Below are 24336 nucleotides of genomic sequence, written 5' to 3' on the forward strand. Positions count from 1 at the left end.
TGCGGGCGCTGTTATCGGGCTCGCGCGGGACATCAGGCGCGCAGCTTCGCGATCACCGCATCGAGCAGGTCGAGGTTGGCGAAGTCGATGATGAGCTGCCCCTTGTTCTTCGCGCCGAGCTTGATGGCGACCTGGGTCGCGAGAAGGTCGGACAGCTCCTCCTCCAGCCGCGCGATGTCGCGCGATTTTTCCCGGCCCGCACGCGGTTTGCCGGCGGCGGCCTGTTCGGTGGTTGTGCGCGCCACCAGTTTTTCCGCTTCACGCACCGACATGCGCCTGGCGACGATCTGGTTGGCGAGCGTGATTTGCGTCGCGCCGTCGGTTGCCAGCAAGGCGCGTGCGTGGCCCATGTCGATGTCGCCGGCCATCAGCATGGTCTGCACCGGCTTGGCGAGATTGAGCAACCGCAGCAGGTTGGAGACCGCGCTGCGCGAACGGCCGACCGCGCCGGCGGCTTGTTCGTGCGTGAAATCGAAATCGCTGATCAGGCGGTGGATGCCTTGCGCCTCTTCCAGCGGATTGAGATCTTCGCGCTGCATGTTTTCGATCAGCGCCATCGCGGCGGCGGCCTGGTCGTCGACGTCCTTGACCAATACGGGCACTTCGGTGAGGCCGGCGATCTGCGCGGCGCGATAGCGGCGTTCGCCGGCGATGATCTCGTACCTGTCGCTGCCGTTGAGCGCGAGCGGACGCACGAGGATCGGCTGCATCAGGCCCTGCGCCTTGATCGAGGCGGCCAGTTCGTTGAGCGCGCCTTCGTCCATGCGGGTGCGCGGCTGGTATTTGCCGGCCTGCATCTGCGATACGTGCAATGCAGATGGCGAGCCGGGCACGCTCGGCACCGCTTCGGCGATGTCGGTCGAGCCGCCGAGCAGCGCATCGAGTCCGCGTCCGAGTCCCTTGGATTTCTTGATAGCCATGATGTTTACATTGATTGGATTCGTTGAACCATCTCCGCGCCGAACGCGATGTAGGCTTGCGCGCCCTTGGAAGATGGATCGAAGGTGACGCCCGGCATACCGTAGGACGGCGCTTCGGCCAGCCGCACGTTGCGCGGGATGATGGTCTTGAAAACCTTGTCGCCAAAGTGCTGTTCGAGCTGCGCGGAAACCTGCTGCGAGAGCGTCATGCGCGGATCGAACATGACGCGCAACAGGCCGATGATCTTGAGGTCGGTGTTGAGCTTGGCATGCACCTTCTTGATCGTGTTGACGAGGTCCGACAGGCCTTCGAGCGCATAGTATTCGCACTGCATCGGAATGATCACGCCATGCGCGGCGCACAGGCCGTTGAGCGTCAGCATCGAGAGCGCGGGCGGACAATCGATCAGCACGAAGTCGTATTCCGCATCGACTGCATGGAGCGCGTCCTTCAGACGCTTTTCGCGGTTCTCGAGTTCCACCATTTCGACTTCCGCACCGGCCAGTTCGCGATTCGCCGGCAGCATGTCGAAGCGGCCGGACTCAGAGCGGCGGCGCGCGGCGCTCACATCGGACATGCCAAGCAGCACTTCGTAGACCGACGCTTGCAGCTCGGCCTTGTTGATGCCGGCGCCCATTGTTGCATTGCCCTGCGGATCCAGATCGACCAGCAGTACGCGCTGATCGAGTTGCGCCAGTCCGGCGGCAAGATTGACGGCAGTGGTTGTTTTGCCGACGCCGCCTTTCTGGTTGGCGACGCAGAAGATTTTGGCCATGAATTTTTCTAGTTGGTGGTGAGTTTGATGCCGAAGCCGATCAGGAACACGCCCGCCGCCTTCGATGCGAAGGAAGCGATGCGGCGATTGCGCGCGAGGCGCTTGGCAGCGCCGTTGCCGACCAATACCAGCAGACTGCCGTAGAACAGCGTGCATGTCGCAATGACCGCGCCCATCGAGAGGAAGGTTGCGACCCCGCGATGCATGGCGGGGTCGATGAAGAGCGGGAAGAAGGCCATGTAAAACACGATGGCTTTCGGATTGATCATCGTGACCAGCAGACCGCGCCGGAAATCGGCGGCGCTCGAGAAGGGCACGACGGCGCCGCCCTCTTCCGCCTTTGCAGTCAGCAGCCTGAAGCCGAGCCAGGCGAGATAGGCTGCGCCGAGATACTGCATTCCCTTGAACAACAGCGGGTTGGCCTGCAGCAAGGCCGCAACACCTATCGCCGCGAGGAACATCAGTACCGCATCGCCGACCATCAGACCGGCCAGCGATGCGAAGCCGCCGCGCAAGCCGCGCTGGCCGGCGCAAGTCAGCACGCAAAAGGTGCCGGGGCCGGGCAGCATGAGGAACACCATGGTGGCGGCGACCAGTTGCCAGATATCGGTGATGCCGAGTGTGTGAAACAAGGTCGTCATGTGTCACTGCTCCTGCTTGTCGATGAAGATCAGATGCCGTTCCGCATTCAGCCCCGGCACGGTCAGCGGACGGACCTCGCTCGCGCGCCAGCCAGCCGGCAGCCGCGCGATTTCGTCGTGCGGCGCAACGCCCTTCATCGCGATGAAGCGGCCACCCTCCTGCAACAAGTGGCCGGACCAGTTCACGAAATCGGCCAGCTCGGCGAAGGCGCGCGAGGTGATGACGTCGAATTTCTGCGCGACCTGCAATTGTTCCACACGCGCGGTGTGCACGGTGACATTCGCAAGGCCCAGTTCGGCCTTGGCCTGGGTCAGAAAGGCGGTCTTCTTGTGCACGGTGTCGATCAGCGACACCCGCATGTCGGGACGCGCGATCGCCAGCACCATGCCGGGCAGACCGCCGCCGGCACCGACGTCGAGCACGTTGCGGGCAGCGGCGAAGGCCGGCACCACGGCCAGCGAATCCAGCAGATGCTGGGTCACCATCTGCGCCGGATCGCGCACCGCGGTCAGGTTGTAGACCGCATTCCATTTCGCCAGCAGCGCAAGGTAATCCATCAGCTGCGCCAGCTGCGCGTCGCTCAAGTCCAGCTGCAGCACGCGCGCGCCATCGGCGAGCGCAGGCAGCAAGGCGGCACGGTCAAATGCTTTCATCGGCGGGCGATCCTCAGGCAGCCGCAGGAGCAGCGGCAAATTCCTTGAATCCGCCTTTTTTCAGATGCACCAGCAGCAGCGAAATCGCCGCCGGCGTGACGCCGGAGATGCGTGATGCCTGGCCGAGCGTTTCGGGGCGATGTTTGTTCAGCTTCTGGCGCACCTCGACCGACAGGCCGCGCACTTCCATGTAATCGAGATTGGTCGGCAGCTTGAGGCTCTCGTAGTGATCGTGCCGCTCGACCTCCTTCGCCTGGCGGTCGATGTAGCCGGCGTACTTCACCTGAATTTCGACCTGCTCCCTGACCGCGCCGTCCTGCACGCCCGGGCCGCCCAGCTCCTGGCCGTCGACGCCCTTGAGCGTCATCAGGCTGTCGTAGCTCACGTTCGGGCGGCGCAGCAGATCGGTGAGTGCGTACTCTCGCTCAATCCCTTTGCCCAGAACGCGCTCCGCCTCTGCCTCGGATACCAGACGCGGATTGACCCAAGTCGACTTGAGGCGCTCCAGCTCGCGCGCGACGGCTTCGCGTTTTTTCTCGAACACTTCCCATTGCGCGTCGCCCACGCAGCCGAGTTCGCGCCCGATTTCCGTCAGGCGCAGATCGGCATTGTCTTCACGCAGGCTGAGGCGGTATTCTGCGCGGCTGGTGAACATGCGGTACGGTTCCTGCACGCCCTTGGTGATCAGGTCGTCGACCAGCACGCCGAGATAGGCTTCATCGCGGCGTGGCGTCCACGCTTCACGACCCTGTGTCAGCAATGCGGCATTCAAGCCGGCCAGCATGCCTTGCGCAGCAGCTTCCTCGTAACCGGTGGTGCCGTTGATCTGGCCGGCGAAGAACAGACCCTGGATGGCCCTCGTCTCGAGCGATGCCTTCAGGCCGCGCGGATCGAAGTAGTCGTACTCGATCGCGTAGCCGGGCCGCAGGATGTGCGCGTTCTCGAGGCCGCGCATGGAATGCACCAGTTCCAGCTGCACGTCGAAAGGCAGGCTGGTCGAGATGCCGTTCGGATAGAACTCGTTGGTGGTCAGGCCTTCCGGCTCGAGGAAGATCTGGTGCGCCGACTTGTCGGCGAAGCGATGAATCTTGTCCTCGATCGACGGGCAGTAACGCGGCCCGACGCCCTCGATCACGCCGGTATACATCGGGCTGCGGTCGAGGCCGTTGCGGATGATATCGTGCGTGCGCTCGTTGGTATGCGTGATCCAGCACGGCAGTTGGCGCGGATGCAGCGCGACGGAACCCATGACCGAGAAGACCGGAACCGGGTCGAGATCGCCCGGCTGCTCCTCCATGACCGAGAAGTCGATGCTGCGACCGTCGATACGCGGCGGCGTGCCGGTCTTCAGCCTGCCCTGCGGCAACTTCAACTCCTTCAAGCGTGCGGACAACGAGATCGCAGGCGGATCACCGGCACGGCCGGCGGAGTAGTTACTCAAGCCGACATGAATCTTCCCATCGAGAAATGTTCCTGCCGTCAATACCACCGCCCTGCTCCGGAATCGGATGCCGACTTGCGTGACAGCACCAACGACGCGATCACCTTCGACCATCAGATCATCCACCGCCTGCTGGAACAACCACAGATTGGGCTGATTCTCAAGACGATCACGGATCGCTTGCTTGTAGAGAATACGATCGGCCTGAGCGCGCGTGGCGCGGACCGCCGGACCCTTGGATGAATTCAGGATACGGAACTGGATGCCGGCCTCATCGGTGGCGATTGCCATCGCACCGCCCATGGCATCGACTTCCTTGACCAGATGACCTTTGCCGATGCCGCCAATCGACGGATTGCACGACATCTGCCCGAGGGTCTCGATATTATGGGTGAGCAAGAGCGTCTTCTGCCCCATGCGGGCGGAAGCGAGCGCGGCTTCGGTGCCGGCATGACCACCACCGACGATGATGACATCGAATTCAACAGGAAAAAGCATATTTCGCCTCGAAGAGACGTGAAAATTGGAGAGCGGCACAACGACGCGCCGGAGGCGAAATTATAAGGTGTTTTTCGTTCTTGCCGCGCCCATTACCTCAAAGCGAGCGGATTTGTTTCACGTGAAACAGATCAACTGATCATTTTCGCGAACAAGGGACTCCCGATCAGACAGAGGCCGATGGCAATCGCCCAATAACCCCAATGCAATTGCCGTATCAGAGCAAGTGAGTTGGTCAGGCTCAATCTTTCGCGGATCGGCATCGAATATGCGCCATGCAGCGCGGACTCCCAATCCATTGCGCCCGACATTCCATCACCGCAAGTCGTATTACCCCGCACGGCTTCACTACCTTGCCCCGCCTCAAGAGCGGGACTTGCCGCAATTGCCGACACCAACAACGGCGCAACCCCGCCGAAACCGGGCGACTCCTGCGGCAATGCGACATGCACGCCCCTTGGCATCGGCTGCGCCACCCCATCAGAAAAGTGACCGAAATCCTCCTCCGGATCATAGCTGATGATCGTAACCGGATCGAGCGGATCCTGCTGCAGGAATCTGTCGACCACCTGCTCATCCAATTGTTCGAGGATCAGGCTATCCAGCGGCAGCAACACCTCAAAGACCAGCCCCTTCTTCAGCAACAGCGATAACGCACGATCGATTCGCCCTTGCGCAAGACCTGACAGTTTGGCGCACAACCCGCGATAGGGAGTACTGCCGTCGACCGTGATCAAGATGCGTCTTTCGCTTTGGGTCAGTCCGTGTGCCTTGTGATAAATCTCATCGCGCCCGATCGGGGTTCGCTGGTAAATGGCTTCCATTTCAAACATGCTCTCCCCCTTGCGATGTTTCACGTGAAACACAACATTTCAGTGACTATGCCGGATGAGCCGCCACTCGCCTCGGCCAAGCGCTGAATCAGCTCGAAGTTGCTTCTTGGCTATATTCGTATTTTCATGACAAATCATCGCCAAGGGAAAAATCAATTGTTACGTGGCAACAATCGCTTGCATGAAAATGCCCGCGCAGCACTTGCAAGACAGGCGCAAGGCCTCATGTCTGCTTGCTACAATAGGCAAAAATTAAAGGAGATAACATGGCATCGGAAACGTTCAGCGCATTCACCTTCAGCACCGTCCCTCACATCTTGTCCGAGCCGGGCGCGGCGAAACGGATCGGCACGCATGTCGTTCAGCATTTCCCTAAAGCACGGCACGCACTCATCGTGACGGATGCCGGCTTTCTGAAAACCGGTCTGGTCGATGCTCCGATCGCCTGCCTGCGCGATACTGGTTTGACGGTCAGCATTTTTTCCGACGTCCTGGCCGATCCGCCGGAAGCCGTGGTCTTGCGGGCCGTGGCGGATGCGCGCAAGCATGAAATCGATCTGGTGATCGGCTTGGGTGGTGGCAGTTCGATGGATGTGGCGAAACTGATCGCCGTGCTGGCCGGCAGCGAACAGGATTTGAAGAGCATGTACGGCATCGGCAACGTCAAGGGCGGCCGCTTGCCACTGGTGCAAGTACCCACTACCGCTGGAACAGGCTCCGAAGTGACGCCGATTTCCATCGTCACAACCGGTGCGACTACCAAGATGGGCGTCGTCTCGCCGCAGTTGTACGCCGACCTCGCGATTCTCGATGCCGAATTGACTGTCGGCTTGCCGTCCAAGGTCACCGCTGCGACCGGCATCGATGCGATGGTTCACGCGATCGAAGCCTATACCACGAGACACAAGAAGAATCCCCTGTCAGACATGCTGGCGCGACAGGCGTTGATGTTGTTGGTGAACAATCTTGTCGAAGTTTGCGAAAATGGCAATAATCTTGCAGCGCGTCAGGCAATGTTGCTGGGTTCGATGCTCGCTGGACAATCCTTTGCGAATGCCCCGTGTGCTGCCGTGCACGCCCTTGCCTATCCGATCGGCGGCATATTCCACGTGCCACATGGTTTGTCGAATTCACTCGTGTTGCCGCATGTGTTGCGCTTCAACGCACCTGATGCGGCCGACCTGTATGCCGAGCTCGCTGAAATCGTCGCACCGGACGCGAGCGGCAGCGTCGAAGCACGTACACAAGTGTTGATCGAAAGAATGGAAGGAATGGCGAAACGCGTCGGCATCGAGACGCAATTGCGGCAGGTCGGCATTGCCGAATCCGATCTCGACCGCATGGCCGACGATGCGATGTTGCAGACGCGACTGCTCATCAACAACCCGCGCGAAGTGACGCGGGATGATGCACGGGCAATTTACGCCGCAGCTTGGTAGTACTTTGGCAATACTTGGGAATAACGCTGGCCATGCGCAGAGCATGGCCAGCGAGCGTGCTAGGACGCGTTTGAGGGGGCAGCTCGACGTTTGAACAGCGCCCCGATCTCGCCGACGATGCCCCTGCGGAAGGCCAGCACGCAGACGATGAAGATGGCGCCGGTGACGATGGTGACGGATTCGCCGATGGTGCGGAACCATTCGACATTGGTCGTCACCGCCAGCCAGTTGCCGAGGTCGCCCAGCTTGTTCTCCAGCGCGATGATCACGATCGCGCCGACGATCGGCCCGGTCAGGGTGCCGAGGCCGCCCACCAGCGTCATCAAGACCACCAGCCCCGACATGCTCCAGTGCACGTCGGTCAGCGTCTCGAAGCCCAGCACCACCGTCTTGGTGGCCCCCGCCAGCCCCGCCAGCGCGGCCGACAGCACGAACGCCAGCAGCTTGAAGCGGTCGACGTCGTACCCCAGGGAAACGGCGCGCGGCTCGTTCTCCTTGACCGCCTTCAGCACCTGGCCGAACGGCGAATGCACGGTGCGCACGATCAGCGCGAAGCCGGCCGCCGCGATCGCCAGCACCACGTAGTACAGCGTCAGGTCGTGCCCCAGATCGAGGATCCCCAGCAGCTTGCCGCGTGGCACGCCCTGCAGGCCGTCCTCGCCGCCGGTGGCCGGCAGCTGCAGGCACACGAAGTACAGCATCTGCGCCAAGGCCAGCGTGATCATGGTGAAGTAGATCCCCTGGCGGCGGATCGCCAGCGCCCCCATCACGAGGCCGATGGCGGCGGCCGCCGCCGTGCCGGCCAGCAGGCCCAGCTCGAACGGCACACCCCACACCTTCAGCGCATGGCCGGCGACGTAGCCGGCGCCGCCGAAGAAGGCGGCATGGCCGAACGACAGCAGGCCGGTGAAGCCGATCAGCAGGTTGAAGGCGCACGCGAACAGCGCAAAGCACAGCACCTTCATCAGGAACACCGGGTACAGGAAGAATGGCGCCGCCACGGCGGCCGCCACTGCGATTGCATATCCGACTCTCTTGTCCATCACCAACTCCCCTTGTTTCTCTCTTTGCTCATTTCTCTTTGCCGAACAGCCCGGCCGGCCGGATCATCAGCACGATCGCCATGATGATGAACACCACCGTGGCCGACAGTTCCGGGTAGAACACCCGCGTCAGGCCCTCGATCACGCCCAGTCCGAGCCCGGTCACGATCGAGCCGAGGATCGAGCCCATGCCGCCGATCACCACCACCGCGAACACCACGATGATCAGGTTGCTGCCCATCAAGGGCGAGACCTGGATCACGGGCGCCGCCAGCACCCCGGCGAAGGCCGCCAGCGCCACCCCGAAGCCGTAGGTCAGGGTCACCATCAGCGGCACGTTGATGCCGAACGCCTCCACCAGCCGCGGGTTCTCGGTGCCGGCGCGCAGGTAGGCGCCCAGTTTCGTCTTCTCGATCACGAACCAGGTGGCGAGGCACACCGCCAGCGAGGCGACCACCACCCAGGCGCGGTACTTCGGCAGGATCATGAAGCCGAGGTTGAAGGCGCCGGTCAGCGCTTCCGGCACCGAATACGGCTGGCCGGAGACGCCGTAGAAGGAGCGGAACAGGCCTTCCACCATGAGCGTGATGCCGAACGTCAGCAACAGGCCGTACAGGTGGTCCAGCTTGTACAGCCAGCGCAGCATGGTCTTCTCGATCACGATGCCGAAGGCCGCCACCACGAGAGGGGCCAGCAGCAGCATCGGCCAGTAGCCGATGCCGAGGTAGTTCAGCCCCATCCAGGCGAGGAACGCGCCCATCATGTACAGCGCGCCATGCGCGAAATTGATCACGTTGAGCAGGCCGAAGATCACCGCCAGCCCCAGCGACAGCATGGCGTAGAACGAGCCGTTGACCAGTCCCAGCAACAGCTGGCTCAACATCGCTTGCAGCGGGATGCCGAAAATTTCCATAGATGATTTGAAAGCGAGTGTAGGTTGGCTCCGTCCCCTTGCAGGGAAATCAGAGCAGGGCTTCGCAAAGCTTGCCTTGCGTCCCCCGAATCCGATCTGCGTGCAAGCGGATCGGTGGAACGGTCGGGATGGGGATAGCGTTCCGGTCAATCATTAACGATGATCGAACACCCTGCCGCCACCCCGGCCCTCCCCCAGCAAGGGAGAGGGAACTGCACACGGGTTGTATTACGGATTACGCGATGTCAAACAGCCGAACGCCTACTTCCACAACGCGCACTTCGATTCCGCCTTGGTGGTCCATGCCTGGCCGGCGGGAATGGTCTGCACCACCTTGTAGTAATCCCACGGATACTTCGACTCCGACTGCTTCTTCACTTCCATCAGGTACATGTCGTGCGCCATGCGGCCATCCGGGCGGACTTCGGCATTCGTCGCGAAGAAGTCGTTGACCTTCGTCTTCTTCATCTGCGCCATCACCTTGTCGGCATCGTCGCTGCCGATCGCCTTCACCGCATTCAGGTAATGCGCCGTCGCTGAGTAGTCCCCTGCCTGCAGCATCGACGGCATCTTCTTCATCTTCTCGAAGTAGCGCTTCGACCATTTGCGGGTCTGGTCATTCATGTCCCAGTACCAGCCGTCTGTCAGGTACATGCCCTGCGTCAGGTTCAGGCCGAGCGCATGGACGTCATTGATGAACATCAGCAGGCCGGCCAGCTTCATCGACTTGGTGATGCCGAATTCGTTGGCGGCCTTGATCGCATTGATGGTGTCGCCGCCGGCGTTGGCCAGACCGAGAATCTGCGCCTTCGACGATTGCGCCTGCAGCAGGAAGGACGAGAAGTCCGATGCCGACAGCGGATGCTTGACTGCGCCGAGCACCTTGCCGCCGTTGGCCTTCACCACGTCGCCGGTATCCTTTTCCAGCGATGCGCCGAACGCATAGTCGGCAGTCAGGAAATACCAGTCCTTGCCGCCCTGCTTCACGATCGCGCCGCCGGTGCCGCGTGCCAGCGCAACGGTGTCATAGGCATAGTGCACGGTGTACGGCGAGCACTCCTCGTTGGTCAGGCGCGAGGAGGCGGCACCGACCGAGATGAACGGTTTCTTCTTTTCCGACGCGACCTTCGCCATGGACAGGTTCGCGCCCGAGTTGGTGCCGCCGATCAGCATGTCGAGGCCCTGCTGGTCGAACCATTCGCGCGCCTTGGAGGCGGCGATGTCGGCCTTGTTCTGGTGGTCGGCATAGACGAATTCAATCTTCTTGCCATTGACGTTGCCGCCAAAATCGGCGATCGCCATCTTCACCGCCTCGACGCCGCCCGGGCCGTCGATGTCGGCATAGAGGCCGGACATGTCGGTGAGAAATCCGATGCGGATCACATCGCCGGATACCTGCGCGGACGCGGACCCAGCCACACCAAACGCCATGACGGCGGAAACAGCAAGACTCATCGCTTTCAGTTTCATCTTCATCTCCTGATTGGATAGAACAATGTCAGCCTTTGAACAGCCAAGGTCCGCACTGTCTGGTTTTACACTCCGAGCAGCGAATGCAGCACGGGCATTTTTGTATTCAGTTCCGATGCTGCGAAGGATTCCACGATCTGGCCGTGCTCCATCACGAGGAAGCGGTCGGCCAGCGGCGCGGCGAAGCGGAAGTTCTGCTCCACCATCACGATCGTGTAGCCCCTCGCCTTCAGGGTCGTGATCATGCGCGCCAGCGCCTGCACGATCACCGGCGCCAGTCCTTCCGAGATCTCGTCCAGCAGCAGCAGGCGCGCGCCGGTGCGCAGGATGCGCGCCACCGCCAGCATCTGCTGCTCGCCGCCCGACAGCCGCGTGCCCTGGCTCATGCGGCGCTCGGCCAGATTCGGGAACATGGCGTAGATTTCCTCGACCGACATGCCCTTGTCCGTGCTCGACACCGGCGGCGGCAGCAGCAGGTTTTCCTCCGCCGACAGCGAGGCGAAGATGCCGCGTTCCTCCGGGCAGTAGCCGACGCCCTGGTGGGCGATCCTGTGTGTCGGACGATCGATGACTTCGGTACCGTTGATCCGAATCGAGCCCTTGCGCGCGCCGGTCAGGCCCATGATGGCGCGCAGCGTGGTGGTGCGGCCGGCGCCGTTGCGACCCAACAGCGTGACGACCTCGCCCTGATTCACGGAAAAATTGACGTCGTGCAGGATGTGCGATTCGCCGTACCAGGCATGCAGCTTGCTGATTTCGAGTGCAGCCGTCATCAGTGCGCTCCTTCCAACTCACCGCTGGTGGTACCCATGTAGGCTTCCATCACCTGCGGGTTGCTCGACACCTGTTCATACGTACCTTCGGCCAGCACAGCACCCCGTTGCAGCACCGAAATGCGGTCGCAGATACCCGACACCACGTTCATGTTGTGCTCGACCATGAGGATGGTGCGGCCTGCGGAAACCTTTTTGATCAGTTCCGTCACGCGGTGCACGTCCTCGTGCCCCATGCCCTGGGTCGGTTCGTCCAGCAGCATCAGCTCCGGTTCCATCGCCAATGTGGTGGCGATCTCGAGTGCGCGCTTGCGGCCGTAGGGCAGATCGACCGTCAGCGTGTCGGCGAAGCTTTCCAGGTCGACTTCGGCCAGCAGCTGCATGGCGCGGCCGTTGAGCTGATCCAGCGTGCGTTCGCTCTTCCAGAAATGGAAGGAGGTACCCAAAGGACGCTGCAGGCCGATGCGCACATTCTCCAGCACGCTCAGGTGCGGGAACACGGCCGAGATCTGGAATGAGCGGATGATGCCTTCGCGCGCGATCTGCGCAGGCTGGGCGGACGTGATGTCACGCCCGTTGAAAAGAATCTGGCCCGAGGTGGGCACCAGGAATTTCGTCAGCAGATTGAAGCAGGTGGTCTTGCCCGCACCATTGGGACCGATCAATGCGTGGATGTGTCCACGTTCTATCTGCAAGTTGACATCGTTGACCGCGGTGAAGCCCTTGAACTCCTTGGTCAGGTGCCTTGTCTCCAGTATCACATCTGCCATAGTTTCTCCCTTGCAAAGATTCTAACCTCAATCCTTTCAAGCGTGAGCAACTTTTTGGACGAGGTGAATCTGCAGGCGAATGACGCGCCAGAGGTGCATTATCCGTGATCGGATGCAAGCATTCATGCGTTCACCGGCCGATGCGGATTGACCCGCATCAAGCACGATGCGCATCACACCACACACTCGGCCGCGCGCTGTGTTTGTATCGGCTGCAGGCGCTCGCCGCGGATCCACTGCGCCGCCTTTTCCGCAATCATGATGGTGGGCGAATTCGTGTTGCCCGATGTAATAGACGGCATCACCGATGCATCAACCACGCGCAGGCCGGCCACGCCTTTTACACGCAAACGACTGTCGACCACGGCGAGCGGATCGTCGCCGCGTCCCATCCTGCAGGTGCCGACCGGATGAAAAATCGTGGTGCCGATTTCACCGGCGGCGCGCGCCAGCTCTTCCTCGCTGCGATAGTGCGCGCCGGGCTTGAATTCCTCCGGCGCGTATTTCTGCAAGGCCGGTGCCGCCACGATATTGCGCGTGATGCGCAAGGCATCGACGGCGACCTTGCGGTCTTCCGGCGTGCTCAGATAATTCGGCGTGATCCTGGGCGCGGCGAACGGATCGCCCGAGGCAATGCGGATATGGCCACGTGCAGTCGGCCGCAGGTTGCACACGCTGGCGGTGAACGCAGGGAAGGCATGCAGCGCTTCACCGAAGCGTTCCAGCGACAGCGGCTGCACGTGGTATTCGAGATTGGCGCTCGTCTGCGACGAATCGGATTTGGTGAATGCGCCGAGCTGCGACGGTGCCATCGACATCGGCCCGCTGCGCGAGAACGCGTACTCCATGCCGATCATCATCTTGCCGAACCAGTTGCTCGCCATCGTGTTCAGGGTTTTCGCACCCTTGATCTTGAACGCCATGCGCAGCTGCAAATGGTCCTGCAGATTCTCGCCCACGCCCGGTGCATCGACGATCACCGGCACGCCATGCGATTGCAGCAGCGACGCCGGGCCGATGCCGGACAGCTGCAACAGTTGCGGCGAACCGACTGCGCCCGCCGTCGAGATCGTCTCGCGCGTCGATTCGGCAAACCACTCCGTGCCGCCGCCGGTAAACTCCACGCCGGTGCACTGCGGGCCATTGTCGGTCTGCCTGATGCGCAGGCGCTTGACGTGGCAGCCGGTCATGATGTCGAGCTGGCCCTTGCGACCGTTCGGCGTTTTCAGGAAAGCCTGCGCCGTATTCCAGCGCAAGCCCTTCTTCTGGTTCACCTCGAAATAACCGCAGCCTTCGTTGTCGCCGCGATTGAAATCATCGAGCTTCGGAATGCCGCTCTGTGCCGCCGCCTCGCGGAAGGCATCGAGAATCTCCCACGACAGGCGCTGCTTCTCGACGCGCCATTCGCCGCCCGCGCCGTGAAACTCGTCCCCGCCCTTGTGGTAATCCTCGCTCTTCCGGAACACCGGCAGCACCTCTTTCCAGCGCCAGCTGTCGTCGCCGGTCAGCTCTGCCCAATGCTCGTAATCGCGCGCCTGGCCGCGCATGTAGATCATGCCGTTGATCGAGGAAGAGCCGCCCATCACCTTGCCGCGCGGGTAAATCAGGCTGCGACCGTTCAGGCCGGCATCCGCTTCGGTGCGATACAGCCAGTCGGTGCGCGGATTGTCGATGCAGTACAGGTAGCCGACCGGGATATGGATCCAGATGTAATCGTCCTTGCGGCCGGCTTCGAGCAGCAGCACAGACACACCGGCGTCCTGCGCGAGGCGGTTGGCCAGCACGCAACCGGCGGAGCCGGCGCCGATGATGATGTAGTCGTATTTGCCTGCGGATTCCATTGGGCTGTTCCTTTTTCGATGCCGCGTTGAACTGTCATTGCGGGCGCAGCGGGAAATCCCGAACGTCACGCGTGGAGACACGTGACGAGATTACTCGCTTGCGTTCGGAATGACAGGGATCTGGAGATTTTATTTAGCCACCGGCATCGTGAACTCCGCGCCCTTGCCGATCGAATCCGGCCAGCGCTGCATCACCGACTTGTAGCGCGTGTAGAAACGCACGCCTTCCTCGCCGTACGCATGCGTGTCGCCGAACAGCGAACGCTTCCAGCCGCCGAACGAATGCCATGCCATCGGCACCGGAATCGGCACATTGACGCCGACCATGCCGACTTCGATGCGACGCGAGAATTCGCGCGCGGTGTTGCCGTCCGAGGTGAACAGCGACACGCCGTTGCCGAATTCATGCGCGTTGATGAGTTCCACCGCGGCGGCGAAGTCCGGCACGCGCACCACGCACAACACCGGGCCGAAGATTTCTTCCTGATAGATCCGCATTTCCGGCGTGACTCGATCGAACAGCGAACCGCCGAGGAAGAAGCCGTTTTCATGTCCCGCCACCTGCAAGCCGCGTCCATCCACCAGCAGCTTCGCACCGGCGCGCACGCCGTCCTCGATGTAGCCCTCGATCTTCGCCTTGTGCTGGGCCGTGACCACCGGTCCCATTTCGGCATCGTCTTCCATGCCATTCTTCACCTTCAAGGCCTTGACACGCGGGATCAAGGCTTCGACCAGCTTGTCGGCCACGCTGCCGACGGCGACCGCCACCGAAATCGCCATGCAGCGTTCGCCGGCCGAACCATAGGCCGCGCCGATCAGGGCATCGACCGCCTGTTCCAGATTCGCGTCCGGCATCACCACCAGATGGTTCTTCGCGCCGCCCAGCGCCTGCACCCGCAGCGGATACGGCCCCTTGCGCTTCGCGCCTTCGGTGTAGATGTATTCCGCGATCGGGGTCGAGCCGACGAAGGACACCGCCTTCACGTCGGGATGATGCAAGAGCGCATCGACCGCCACCTTGTCGCCCTGCACCACATTGAACACGCCATCCGGCAAGCCCGCCCGCTTCAACAGGTCGGCCACCATCAGCGACGGCGAGGGATCGCGCTCGGAAGGTTTCAGGATGAAGGTATTGCCGGTCGCAATCGCCATCGGCGCCATCCACATCGGCACCATGAACGGGAAGTTGAACGGCGTGATGCCGGCGGTCACGCCGAGCGGCTGGCGCAGTTGCCAGTTGTCGATGCCGCCGCCGATGTTGTCGGTGAACTGGGTCTTCAGCAATTGCGGAATGCCGGTCGCGAATTCCACCACTTCCAGCCCGCGCGTCACCTCGCCCTTCGCATCCGACAACACCTTGCCATGCTCGCGCGTGATCGCCGCGGCCAGATCGTCGTGATGCCGCTCGATCAAGTCCTTGAACTTCGACAGGATGCGGGCACGTTTCAGCGGCGCGGTATCGGCCCATGCCGGCGCGGCCGCCTTGGCGGAGGCGACCGCCGCATTGACTTCCTCCACGCTGGCCAGCGCGACTTGGCCGCTCACCTCGCCGGTGGCGGGATTGAAGACATCCTGCCGGCGGCCGCTGCTCGAGGCCACTACGCGACCGTCGATGTAATGTTCGATGGCCTGTGCTGAAAGCTTTGTCATAAGGATTCCTTTGGTAACTTGACTGTTTTTACCAGAATATAACCAGCGGATGGCGAAATCCAATGAGTTATTATCAAATGCAATATAAGGGAAACTTATAATTCAAGGGAACTCAGCAAGCGAACTCAGCAAGGGAAGCGGCATGGATTTCAATCAATTGCGCGCCTTCGTCACCGTCGCGCGCGAAGGCAATCTGACTCGCGCCGCCGAGCGCCTGCACCTGACGCAACCGGCGGTCAGCCTGCAGATCAAGTCGCTGCAAAACGAGTTGAATCTGCAGTTGTTCTCGCGCACCGCCGGCGGCATGGCCCTGAGCGACGACGGTGCCAAGCTGCTGCCCTTCGCCGAGCGCGTGATGGAAAGCCTGGGCGAATTCCGGCAAGGCGCGCAGGCACTGCACTCGACCCTGTCCGGCACGCTGGCGATCGGCACCATCCTCGACCCGGAATTCATCCGCCTCGGCGCATTCCTGAAGCGTCTGGTCGAAACCTACCCGCAGCTCTCCACCCAATTGCAGCAAGGCATGTCCGGCTGGGTGCTGCAGCAAGTCAGGAGCGGCCAGTTCGACGTCGGCTACTACCTCGGCAAGCCCGGCAAGGATTTCCATTACCAGACGCTCACCTCCTTCACCTACAACGTGGTCGCGCCGCACGGCTGGAAGACGCGCGTCGCCGGCAAGGACTGGGCCGCGCTGGCGAAACTGCCATGGATCTGGACGCCGCCGGAATCCGCGCACAACCGCCTGCTGACCAGGACCTTCGCCCAATGCAAGGTGACGCCCAACAAGGTCGCGCTGGTCGATCAGGAACCCTCCATGCTCGATCTCGTGAAATCCGGCGTCGGCCTGTCGCTGGTGCGGGAATCGATCGCCCTGCGCGAAGCCCATGCGCACGGCCTCGTCATCGCTGACGCGGTCAGCCTGCCGATGGAGCTGTCCTTCATCACGCTGGCAAAACGCAAAAACGAACCGACGATTGCCGCCGTGTTTTCACTTTTACAAGCCTTGTGGCACAGCTGACGGCGCCGGATGTGGACAAGTCTTTGCATATCCTCTGGATCGCCTGGGGAAAAGGCAGAACAAACGGCCAGACGATTTTTTTGTCCAGAAACCGTACCCTGCCCATACAGCCATTATTCAGGCCTTATCCCGCAGCCAAGTCCTTGATTACTTTCCCGTTTACCGGCTTTTCCACAGAAAAGGGCGAACGTTAACTATTACTACTATTTTTATATATTGAATACAGATTTAAAACCCCGAAGAGCTTTCCTGCCGCAGATGCCAGCCCTGACGTAACCGTTTCGGATCACTATTTCAAAAATTCCGTTTCCCTTTTTGCAATGCCTTCTTGTTTCTGAAAAGCAGTACGTCTTTCAACAATGTGGATAACTCTATGGATATCGGGAGGATGAGTCGGGGATAAGCGACGCGATATTCCCATCTTTTTTTTTGTCCAGAAACTGTACTTCTTTCATACAGGCATTATTCAAGCGCTTATGAAATCTGCAAGGCCTTGATTCCTATTGCGTTTACCGACTTATCCACAGAAGAAGGGCTGTGTTAACCATTACTACTATTTATATATATAAACATCTAATTAAAAACCTCAAACCTCTTGTTCTTGCCACCAGCCGCCGATATTCCTGCTCAGAAATAAAAAATTGATAACGAAAATGATCCCTTCCCCCATTCGACTCGGCATCATCAGTGCCATGCATCAGGAACAGGCTGGCCTGATTGACAATCTTCTTGATGCGCACACCATCCGCCGCGGCATGCGCGACTACGTGACAGGCAGTCTGTGGGATATCGATTGCGTATGCGTGCTGTCGCGCCTTGGCAAGGTGGCTGCTGCCGCTACGGCAGCCACCCTGATCGAGCGTTTCGGCGTGACGCATATCGTGTTCACCGGCGTGGCCGGCGCGGGAGACCGTGACGTGCGGGTAGGCGATATCGTGATCGCCCGGCAACTGGTGCAGCATGACCTCGACGCCTCGCCCCTTTTCCCGCGCCATGAAGTGCCGCTGACGGGACAATCACTGTTCGTCCCGGACCAGCGCCTGACCGATCAGCTGCTGCAGGCGGCCGGTGATTTTCTCGATCAGGATTTCCCGGCCGTGATCGACATCGCCGACCGCGACGCGTTCCGCTTGCACCGGCCGCGCATCCACCAGGGCCTGATTGCCAGCGGTGACGAATTCATCAGTAAGCGAACGCGGTTGGAGGAATTGAAAACGGCATTGCCGGAACTGCAGGCCGTCGAAATGGAAGGTGCGGCGGTCGCCCAGGTCTGCTTCGAATTCGGCGTGCCCTATGCGGTCATCAGAACGATCTCCGATGCCGCCAATGAAGACGCGCCGGTGGACTTCCTGAAATTCATCGAACGCGTCGCATCGCGCTACGCGTTCGGCATCGTCAGGCGGCTGTGCGCCAACGGATGAGGGGTTGCCGCCTACTCCTGCAGCAGGAGCGGCAGGCGCACGCTGTCCTTCTCCACCCGCAAGCCGTCCGCGGTACGCAGGATCATCGCCCTGCCGTGTTCCCCCTTGATATCGGCCGCCACTTCCGTCTCCATGCTCAACACGGCGACCAGGCGCAAGTAGCCATGCAGTATCCGAAAACAGTCGCCATCGCGAACCAGCAAGATATCGGAACTCATTTTCATCCTAAACGTAAGCGATTGAATTCTTGTTGTGTGTGCTTGTCATGTGCCGGTATTGCGTGTGAATGGAGGTCGAAGTTGACAATACTGTCGATACAATAGGCAGTCGGTATCCTAGGGGGAAATCAGAAAAGAACAACTGTTAGTAGTGCTAGGGCGGCACGATGCGATGCAGGCATTGAACACCAGTATCAGACATGGATCGACGCAGAACGAACGCTTGGTCGATTCCGGCGCCTTCGACTTTAGTGGCATACCGACCAGACACACAGCACAAACTACTTTGAGGTCCACTCAATAGTTGTGTCATCTTCAATCTCCGGCAACAGATCAAAATACTCGGTGCGGGTGAGCAGGCGTAGATCAGGAAATCTATCGTAAGACCACTTGATTCTTTCCAGGGTATGCCGGAATTTTTCACGCACACGCTGCATGCCTTCTATGACTTGTTCCCTGGGCAGGTCATAGCGGAAATAGTGGGTTCCCTTCGCGCACGACTGCAAAAAGTTTTCCTTCTTCATGTGCATCCATTGGTCGTTCGATGCCCGATAACGCGCCAATAGGGTTTGAAAGTCGCTAATGCTGTTCTTTTTTCCAAATTCCCACATCCGGTAAAACACGTTTGTGTCTTGAAACGACGCAGGATGACAGGCTACCCATGAATACAAAGTCAGATGTACCGACGTATCCAGATTGCTGCCAGTACCTAATGATCTGAGCAAATACTTTGCATTTCCACCCATCCCGTTCCGAATGGCGGAATCCGACCAACTCAACATATGTTCGTGATTGCCTTCAGTGACGATACTTAGAGCCTGATATGCCGGTGGATAGCCTTGTTCGGCCGCCCATATGAAGTCGTCGATAGCCTGCTTTCTGTTTGCCGTCTGCTGTGCTTTGCTGCCTTGTTTGTAAAGTAACTCGTACCCGCGTTGGACAAGCGCAAAAGGCGTTTTCTCGTCCGCCAATTTTTCTACGCACTCACTTTTGTGTTGCTGGTCGTCAAAGCAACGGATGTATCGCTCCACTTGACGCAGGTCGTCGGAATTTTCGGCGTAGGTAGAGGATGAAACAAAGGCTACACCAGCAAAACAGAGTCGAATCAGAAATTGGATTTTCATTTGGATATGAGAGTCAATGGAATAAGTTCGCTTAAAAGCAAATCACTCTTCGAGGACAGAGAATGGCGAGCTGGTTGCCGCTGCACTGCGCTTGCAACACTTGCAAACGGTATTTTTCTATCCGGAGGACATCGGACTCACACAGTTTCAGATACGGCACTCTTCGTTTCCCTTGCGCCGTTTGCCGCCAGCCGTCGGCCGCCAATTCCTTCGACAGGACGCAAACCTGCATATACCGCGCCGGAGGGCTTGTACCTGTCCGATCCCATGTAAATCTTGCGGTAACGCAGAAATCCGCCGCCGAGAAGCTCTCCCTCGCGTCCGCGCGACTCGAAATCGATTCCATCCATGGCGTTCGATTGACCCCGGTAGGGCAGATACTTCGCGACGCGCCTTTCTTCCGCATTCGATAGTGGCGGCGGTTCCTTCCCCACGGGGTTTTTCTTCCATTCGATCCGCGCTTCCTTGCGCGTCGCCAGTTCCTCCATCTGGAACAGCACCTCGGAGGCATCCTTGCCAAAGGGTTTGAACCACGCGCGCGAATCGTGCACGTATTGGTCGAACAGATCGGTCACCGATGCCGGCGGCGCGGGGGCATCCCAAAATGCGGCCACGCTTTCCCATTCCGACCATGAATATGGCTGCGATCCGCTATCCTGGTAGGGATTGCGATCGCGCCATGCATCGAATCGCGCGACTTCATCGACCAGTTCGCGGTCGGCGGCGGTGATGTCCTCGCGATCGGGCCCGTCGCTGTCCTGAACACTTTTGAGCGAGGCCATCCTGCCCAGCATCTTCTTGCGCCACTGGATGTAAAGCCTGTGCTGCTGCGCCATCAGCACGTGCAAAGGCATCGATACCGGTGCATCCTTTTCCGTCACGGGAGTGCACGATGCGATATAGGCATTGAACATTTGAATCAATCCCGGATCGACGCGGAACGAACGCCTGACCGATTCCGGCGCTTCTTCCAGCTTCAGCTGCACGCCGGCCAGGCGCGCGGCGCGATACATCGTCGCCAGTGTGATTCGCGACAGCATGTCCGCGCCTTCCTCGTCCTTGCCGCGCCCCTGCTCTCTCGGCTTGTAGCCGCCGCCGACGTCGGAATGCACACCAGGGAAGACGATCTCCGTGCAGTTGGGCTGCAGCGTCCCCTCGTACATCACCGAGTCCAGCGGAAACGAGCGCCGCACCTCGTGCGCCGACACCAGATGCAGGCACTGCGCGGGAGCGGGGTCGCAGATCTTGAGGGAATATTCGCTGTCGGCCCAGCCGTAGTGACCGTGCGAACCAGGCACAGGCGCCGAGCTGGCCAGTCCGACCGACGCCACGGTGTCGAACAGTCCCATGAAATCGAAGGTGACAGGAATCGTCCCCAGCGACAGGCCGGCCCGGCCGCTGATCTCCGCATCCAGCTTGCACAGCCACGTCAACCAGTTCGCGAACGCCCGTGCCTCTGCCGCGCCGCGCGAGAAGCCGAATACCGACAGGAAGATGTTGATGACCTTGCCGTGGTCCTTGCTCTTTCCGGCCTCGTCGACCGGCACATACATCTGCAGGGCCATGTGCAGATCCTTCAGGACCGCCGTGAAGAGAGCTGTCATCCGCTGGCAGGGGGTGGCCTGTTCATTCCATTCGTTGAAGGAAGGCGCGAAGCGGTGTGTCTCGCCGAAATCGGGCAGGGTCAGCTTGTTGAAAGAGGCCTTGAATTTGTCGGTGTCGATCAGCTTTTGCTTGCGGTAGTACCGATGCACGTTGTTGATCATCTCGACCAGGGCCCAAATGATGCGGTTCTCGCCCATGTAGGCAAAGGCCAGGCCCTGGGTGCGCATCGAGCCTTCCCCCGTGTCGCCGACTTCATCGAATGGGGTGCCGACACCGGGAACGTAGGTGCGGTAGAAGTTGTAGTACTTGCCGGGATTACTCCATGCGGTCTTTTTGGAAAGGCCGTCCGTACCATTATCAGGAAATGCGTTATGCAACCGCGCGACATTGCTGTGCACATGGTCCTTTTCATCACGTTCCAGATTGTTGTTGGTGCCGTCGAAGAAGACTCCGAAAAAAAGGTTGACGTCGCAGCTGGGCGGGAAGACGGTGTGGTCGGTGCATTCGCGAGCACGGATAAATTCTTTAATTCGGTCTCGCTCTTCTTCGGAGAAAAGAGAAATAGGGGTTAACGCACTGGTTGCTGCGGACGGATCCGTAGCTAGAGAAGGGAATATGCTTGCAAGTAAAGCGCTCATGGTTTGTTTTTCAGCAGATAGTCGAGTTCGGCTTTTGAGTATTCAAGATTTTTCCGTAATCTCTCTTTTGCTTCTTTGGTATAGGACTCAAAGGTGAGGCTATTCATTCTTTGTGTACCTTCGGTGATATATGCCCTATGTTCATCTACTTTCCGTCTCCACACCTTCAACCGATATTCCCTCGAAGGCTCTGGCCAATTTTTCATTTTTCCCGGCCAGTCCGGATGGCCGGGTTCCGTGTCCGAGATAACCGCTTCCGCTTCGCCGCCTTCATGCACCATGATCCAGATGTCGTCAGGTTTGCTGTAACGCGGCACATTGACCAGTATCCGATGGGTTTCCTTCTCCGGGTACACCCGGAACTTGACAATGACTTGCAAGTCGGGACGCCATTTGGATGGAATGCCGAAGCAGCACATGGTCGTTCTCCCACCGCCATATGGATTCAATGCCGCACCGCCACCCGCGTTGTTCGGATTTTGAGGGTCTTCCACCGCGAGGTAACTGAGTTCTTGCCCCGAATAGTTAAGTGGATGCACGCCCACGCCGGAGCGCACCTCCTTCTGCGGCCCGATGACCGAGCATGCCGCCAGCATGGTGCTCAGACTGATGACGAGCAGGACTTGGCGTGCCAAACGAATGCTTGTTTTCTTCATGACTCTCAATTGCAAAGGTGTTTGAAAGGGTTTGGGTTGCGTGTGCGATCACAGGGTTTGCGTTCCAGCTCTGGAACGTAGGTGCGGTAGAAGTTGTAGTACTTGCCTGGATCGCTCCATCCGTCTCCGCGTGGCTCATCGTTATTGCCATTGTTGGGAAATGCTCGGAACAGGCGCGCGACATTGCTGTGCACATGCTCCTTTTCATCGCGTTTCAAATTGTTGTTGGTGCCGTCGAAGAAGACGCCGAAAAACAGGTTGACGTCGCAGCTGGGCGGGAAGGCGGTGTGGTCGGAGCATTCGCGAGCATGGATAAATTCATTAATTGTCGGGATTTCTTTTTTCTCTTCAAAGAACTGTTCTTTATTGGCTGGGTCTATCGCCTTTGAAGGATATGAAGCTGCGAGGTATGCCGTCATGGTTTGACCCCTTCTAATCGTTTGATCTCGTTCTTGGAATATCCAATCGCTCGCTTTAGTCGTTCAAGCTCCCTTGGCGATAGGTCACTAACATCTCCTTGCAGTGCCTTCTCCATCGCGGTCAGTTCCGCCTTTTCTCGCCGTAATTTCTCTCCCCACACCTTCAACCGATATTCCCTCGAAGGCACCGGCCAATCTTTCATTCTTCCCGGCCAGTCCGGATGGCCGGGTTCCGTACTGGTGATCACCGCCTCCGCTTCGCCGCCTTCATGCACCATGATCCAGATGTCGTCGGGCTTGCGGTATTGCGGCACATTGACCAGTACCCGGCGGGTCTCTTTTTCCGGATACACCCGGAACTCGACAATGACTTGCAAGTCGGGATGCCATTTGTCCGGAATGCTGAAGCAGCATATGGTGGATCGCCCGCCACCGTATGGGTTCAGGGCGTCACCACCACCGCCGTTGTTCGGGTTTTTGGGATCTTCCACTGCCACATAACTAAGCTCCTTCCCTGAGTAGTTAATCGAGTGCACCCCCACGCCGGAGCGCGCCTCCTTCTGCGGCCCGATGGCCGAACATGCCGCCAGCACGGTGCTCAGACTGATGACGCGCAAGACTTGGGTTGCCAAACGAATGCTTGTTTTCTTCATGGTTCTCAATTGCAAAGTGTTCGAAAGGGTTTGGGTTGCGTGTGCGATCACGAGGTTTGCATCCATTTCATGCGCATTGTTTCAACGGTCATTGCCACGCTCGGCATGGCCAGCCATTCTGCAACACGCGGATTGCGTTCCAGCTCTGGATGAGTGAAACCGAGTTCGCACAAGCGCATGCGTTCCGAAGCCGCTTCAATCCTTGCGTGATCCGCACAGGCCAGCCAGCGAGACACGATTTCGTGCGCGCGTGCCGGCGTGTGGCAATCGACCAGATTCGCCGAATGCGCGCGCAACTGATACAGCACACCATCTGCTTCCGCCGCATCGATCAATTGCGTGCATTGCCCTTCGCTCAGAATGATTTCGTCGGCAGGTGGCAATCCTGTCTCCGGCAACGACAAGGTTTCCCATTCCGCCGTGCGCGAGACATATTGCCAGCAGTTGGCCGGACCGCATAACTGCGCTTTTTGTTGCGGAGTCACCGCCGCAAAAAGCACGGGCAGGATGCGCGTGTCGGCAAACGATAATGCGAGGTGATGTCCGCCTGCATCGACGATGCACCATGGCGTGAGTCTCGTCGCCAGCTGTGTGATTGATTCGGATGTCACGATGAGACTCAATGCCGGCACACCGCTGGTCTTCTTGAGCAGCGTGTTCCATGTGTCATGTTCATTCGCCCTGTACTCGACCAGAAGCGGCGAGATCGACAGCGTTTCTTCATCTGCGGAAGCCGTGTTGGCATAGAGCGCAACGAATGGCAATCGTGTTGATCGCTTCAGGAATGAATGGCATGAATCAGCCAGGACGCCCTCGATCAAGGCATGGATGTGTGCATCGGGGAATTGCCGCTCAATCTCCGCAAGGCGCATGGTCAATGTGCCGTACCAATCGGAGGGATATCGATTAATTGCCATGGATA

The 24336-nt window shown here is 59.5% G+C and carries 24 protein-coding genes; 4 read left to right on the forward strand and 20 right to left on the reverse strand.

Features of this window, described 5'->3' with window-relative positions; genetic code table 11:
* Positions 1 to 32: 32 nt before the first annotated feature.
* The 6 genes from D3870_RS17880 to D3870_RS17905 all read right to left on the reverse strand — a co-directional run bounded on the left by D3870_RS17880 (position 33) and on the right by D3870_RS17905 (position 5763).
* Entirely contained in the window at positions 33 to 920 is an 888-nt protein-coding gene (locus D3870_RS17880) for a ParB/RepB/Spo0J family partition protein (protein ID WP_119741251.1), read from the reverse strand.
* A gap of 5 nt (positions 921 to 925) precedes the next feature.
* Positions 926 to 1696, reverse strand: coding sequence for a ParA family protein (locus D3870_RS17885; RefSeq protein ID WP_119741253.1), 771 nt, complete (start codon positions 1694 to 1696; stop codon positions 926 to 928).
* A gap of 8 nt (positions 1697 to 1704) precedes the next feature.
* On the reverse strand, positions 1705 to 2337 hold the full coding sequence (gene leuE / locus D3870_RS17890; RefSeq protein WP_119741255.1) for a leucine efflux protein LeuE: 633 nt from the start codon (positions 2335 to 2337) through the stop codon (positions 1705 to 1707).
* A 3-nt stretch (positions 2338 to 2340) separates the two neighbouring features.
* Complete coding sequence (gene rsmG / locus D3870_RS17895) at positions 2341 to 2991, reverse strand: 16S rRNA (guanine(527)-N(7))-methyltransferase RsmG (protein ID WP_119742317.1); 651 nt, start codon at positions 2989 to 2991, stop codon at positions 2341 to 2343.
* Positions 2992 to 3004: 13 nt separating this feature from the next.
* A complete protein-coding gene (gene mnmG / locus D3870_RS17900) occupies positions 3005 to 4930 on the reverse strand; it encodes a tRNA uridine-5-carboxymethylaminomethyl(34) synthesis enzyme MnmG (RefSeq protein ID WP_119741257.1) in 1926 nt (641 codons plus the stop codon).
* Positions 4931 to 5061: 131 nt separating this feature from the next.
* On the reverse strand, positions 5062 to 5763 hold the full coding sequence (locus tag D3870_RS17905) for a hypothetical protein (protein ID WP_119741259.1): 702 nt from the start codon (positions 5761 to 5763) through the stop codon (positions 5062 to 5064).
* A 266-nt stretch (positions 5764 to 6029) separates the two neighbouring features.
* Here D3870_RS17905 and D3870_RS17910 point away from each other — a divergent pair, with 266 nt between their 5' ends.
* Positions 6030 to 7202: an iron-containing alcohol dehydrogenase gene (locus D3870_RS17910; RefSeq protein ID WP_119741261.1), complete on the forward strand. Its 1173-nt coding sequence runs from the start codon at positions 6030 to 6032 to the stop codon at positions 7200 to 7202.
* A 59-nt stretch (positions 7203 to 7261) separates the two neighbouring features.
* Here D3870_RS17910 and D3870_RS17915 read toward each other — a convergent pair whose 3' ends face one another.
* From D3870_RS17915 to D3870_RS17945, 7 genes are all read right to left on the reverse strand, one after another.
* Positions 7262 to 8245: a branched-chain amino acid ABC transporter permease gene (locus D3870_RS17915; protein ID WP_119741263.1), complete on the reverse strand. Its 984-nt coding sequence runs from the start codon at positions 8243 to 8245 to the stop codon at positions 7262 to 7264.
* 28 nt (positions 8246 to 8273) lie between these two features.
* Positions 8274 to 9158, reverse strand: coding sequence for a branched-chain amino acid ABC transporter permease (locus D3870_RS17920; protein WP_119741265.1), 885 nt, complete (start codon positions 9156 to 9158; stop codon positions 8274 to 8276).
* 261 nt (positions 9159 to 9419) lie between these two features.
* Positions 9420 to 10628, reverse strand: coding sequence for an ABC transporter substrate-binding protein (locus D3870_RS17925; protein WP_119742319.1), 1209 nt, complete (start codon positions 10626 to 10628; stop codon positions 9420 to 9422).
* A 65-nt stretch (positions 10629 to 10693) separates the two neighbouring features.
* On the reverse strand, positions 10694 to 11401 hold the full coding sequence (locus tag D3870_RS17930) for an ABC transporter ATP-binding protein (protein WP_119741267.1): 708 nt from the start codon (positions 11399 to 11401) through the stop codon (positions 10694 to 10696).
* Positions 11401 to 12171, reverse strand: a complete 771-nt coding sequence (locus D3870_RS17935; protein WP_119741269.1) for an ABC transporter ATP-binding protein — start codon at positions 12169 to 12171, stop codon at positions 11401 to 11403. Before D3870_RS17935 ends, D3870_RS17930 begins: the two co-directional genes overlap by 1 nt.
* A 173-nt stretch (positions 12172 to 12344) precedes the next feature.
* A complete protein-coding gene (locus D3870_RS17940; protein ID WP_119741271.1) occupies positions 12345 to 14012 on the reverse strand; it encodes a GMC family oxidoreductase in 1668 nt (555 codons plus the stop codon).
* A 129-nt stretch (positions 14013 to 14141) separates the two neighbouring features.
* Positions 14142 to 15662, reverse strand: coding sequence for a CoA-acylating methylmalonate-semialdehyde dehydrogenase (locus D3870_RS17945; RefSeq protein WP_119741273.1), 1521 nt, complete (start codon positions 15660 to 15662; stop codon positions 14142 to 14144).
* A 142-nt stretch (positions 15663 to 15804) separates the two neighbouring features.
* Between D3870_RS17945 and D3870_RS17950 the strand changes: the two genes are divergently transcribed.
* Entirely contained in the window at positions 15805 to 16680 is an 876-nt protein-coding gene (locus D3870_RS17950) for a LysR family transcriptional regulator (protein ID WP_119741275.1), read from the forward strand.
* Positions 16681 to 17333: 653 nt separating this feature from the next.
* Positions 17334 to 18101, forward strand: coding sequence for a 5'-methylthioadenosine/adenosylhomocysteine nucleosidase (locus tag D3870_RS17955; RefSeq protein ID WP_119741277.1), 768 nt, complete (start codon positions 17334 to 17336; stop codon positions 18099 to 18101).
* An 11-nt stretch (positions 18102 to 18112) separates the two neighbouring features.
* On the opposite strand, the gene D3870_RS17960 is transcribed toward D3870_RS17955, so the two are convergent.
* From D3870_RS17960 to D3870_RS17970, 3 genes are all read right to left on the reverse strand, one after another.
* Complete coding sequence (locus D3870_RS17960; protein ID WP_147375824.1) at positions 18113 to 18319, reverse strand: hypothetical protein; 207 nt, start codon at positions 18317 to 18319, stop codon at positions 18113 to 18115.
* A 281-nt stretch (positions 18320 to 18600) separates the two neighbouring features.
* On the reverse strand, positions 18601 to 19443 hold the full coding sequence (locus D3870_RS17965; RefSeq protein WP_119741281.1) for a hypothetical protein: 843 nt from the start codon (positions 19441 to 19443) through the stop codon (positions 18601 to 18603).
* 137 nt (positions 19444 to 19580) lie between these two features.
* Positions 19581 to 21446 carry a T6SS phospholipase effector Tle1-like catalytic domain-containing protein gene (locus D3870_RS17970; RefSeq protein WP_242490023.1) on the reverse strand — a complete coding sequence of 622 codons (1866 nt, stop codon included), beginning with the start codon at positions 21444 to 21446 and terminating at the stop codon, positions 19581 to 19583.
* On the opposite strand from D3870_RS17970, the gene D3870_RS22865 reads away from it, so the two are divergent.
* Positions 21420 to 21620 carry a hypothetical protein gene (locus tag D3870_RS22865; RefSeq protein WP_242490098.1) on the forward strand — a complete coding sequence of 67 codons (201 nt, stop codon included), beginning with the start codon at positions 21420 to 21422 and terminating at the stop codon, positions 21618 to 21620. The genes D3870_RS17970 and D3870_RS22865 overlap by 27 nt on opposite strands.
* 62 nt (positions 21621 to 21682) lie before the next feature.
* Here the strand turns inward: D3870_RS22865 and D3870_RS17975 are convergent, their stop codons facing one another.
* Genes D3870_RS17975 through D3870_RS17990 form a run of 4 tightly spaced genes read right to left on the reverse strand, consistent with a single transcriptional unit; the run spans position 21683 to position 24331 of the window.
* Positions 21683 to 22342: a DUF3304 domain-containing protein gene (locus D3870_RS17975; RefSeq protein WP_119741285.1), complete on the reverse strand. Its 660-nt coding sequence runs from the start codon at positions 22340 to 22342 to the stop codon at positions 21683 to 21685.
* Positions 22343 to 22347: 5 nt separating this feature from the next.
* Complete coding sequence (locus tag D3870_RS17980; protein ID WP_119741287.1) at positions 22348 to 22761, reverse strand: DUF2235 domain-containing protein; 414 nt, start codon at positions 22759 to 22761, stop codon at positions 22348 to 22350.
* Entirely contained in the window at positions 22758 to 23480 is a 723-nt protein-coding gene (locus D3870_RS17985) for a DUF3304 domain-containing protein (RefSeq protein ID WP_119741289.1), read from the reverse strand. Before D3870_RS17985 ends, D3870_RS17980 begins: the two co-directional genes overlap by 4 nt.
* Positions 23462 to 24331, reverse strand: a complete 870-nt coding sequence (locus D3870_RS17990) for a DUF4123 domain-containing protein (RefSeq protein ID WP_119741291.1) — start codon at positions 24329 to 24331, stop codon at positions 23462 to 23464. Before D3870_RS17990 ends, D3870_RS17985 begins: the two co-directional genes overlap by 19 nt.
* Positions 24332 to 24336: the final 5 nt, after the last annotated feature.

It is taken from the genome of Noviherbaspirillum cavernae, from assembly GCF_003590875.1.
GTDB classification, from domain to species: Bacteria; Pseudomonadota; Gammaproteobacteria; order Burkholderiales; family Burkholderiaceae_D; genus Noviherbaspirillum; species Noviherbaspirillum cavernae.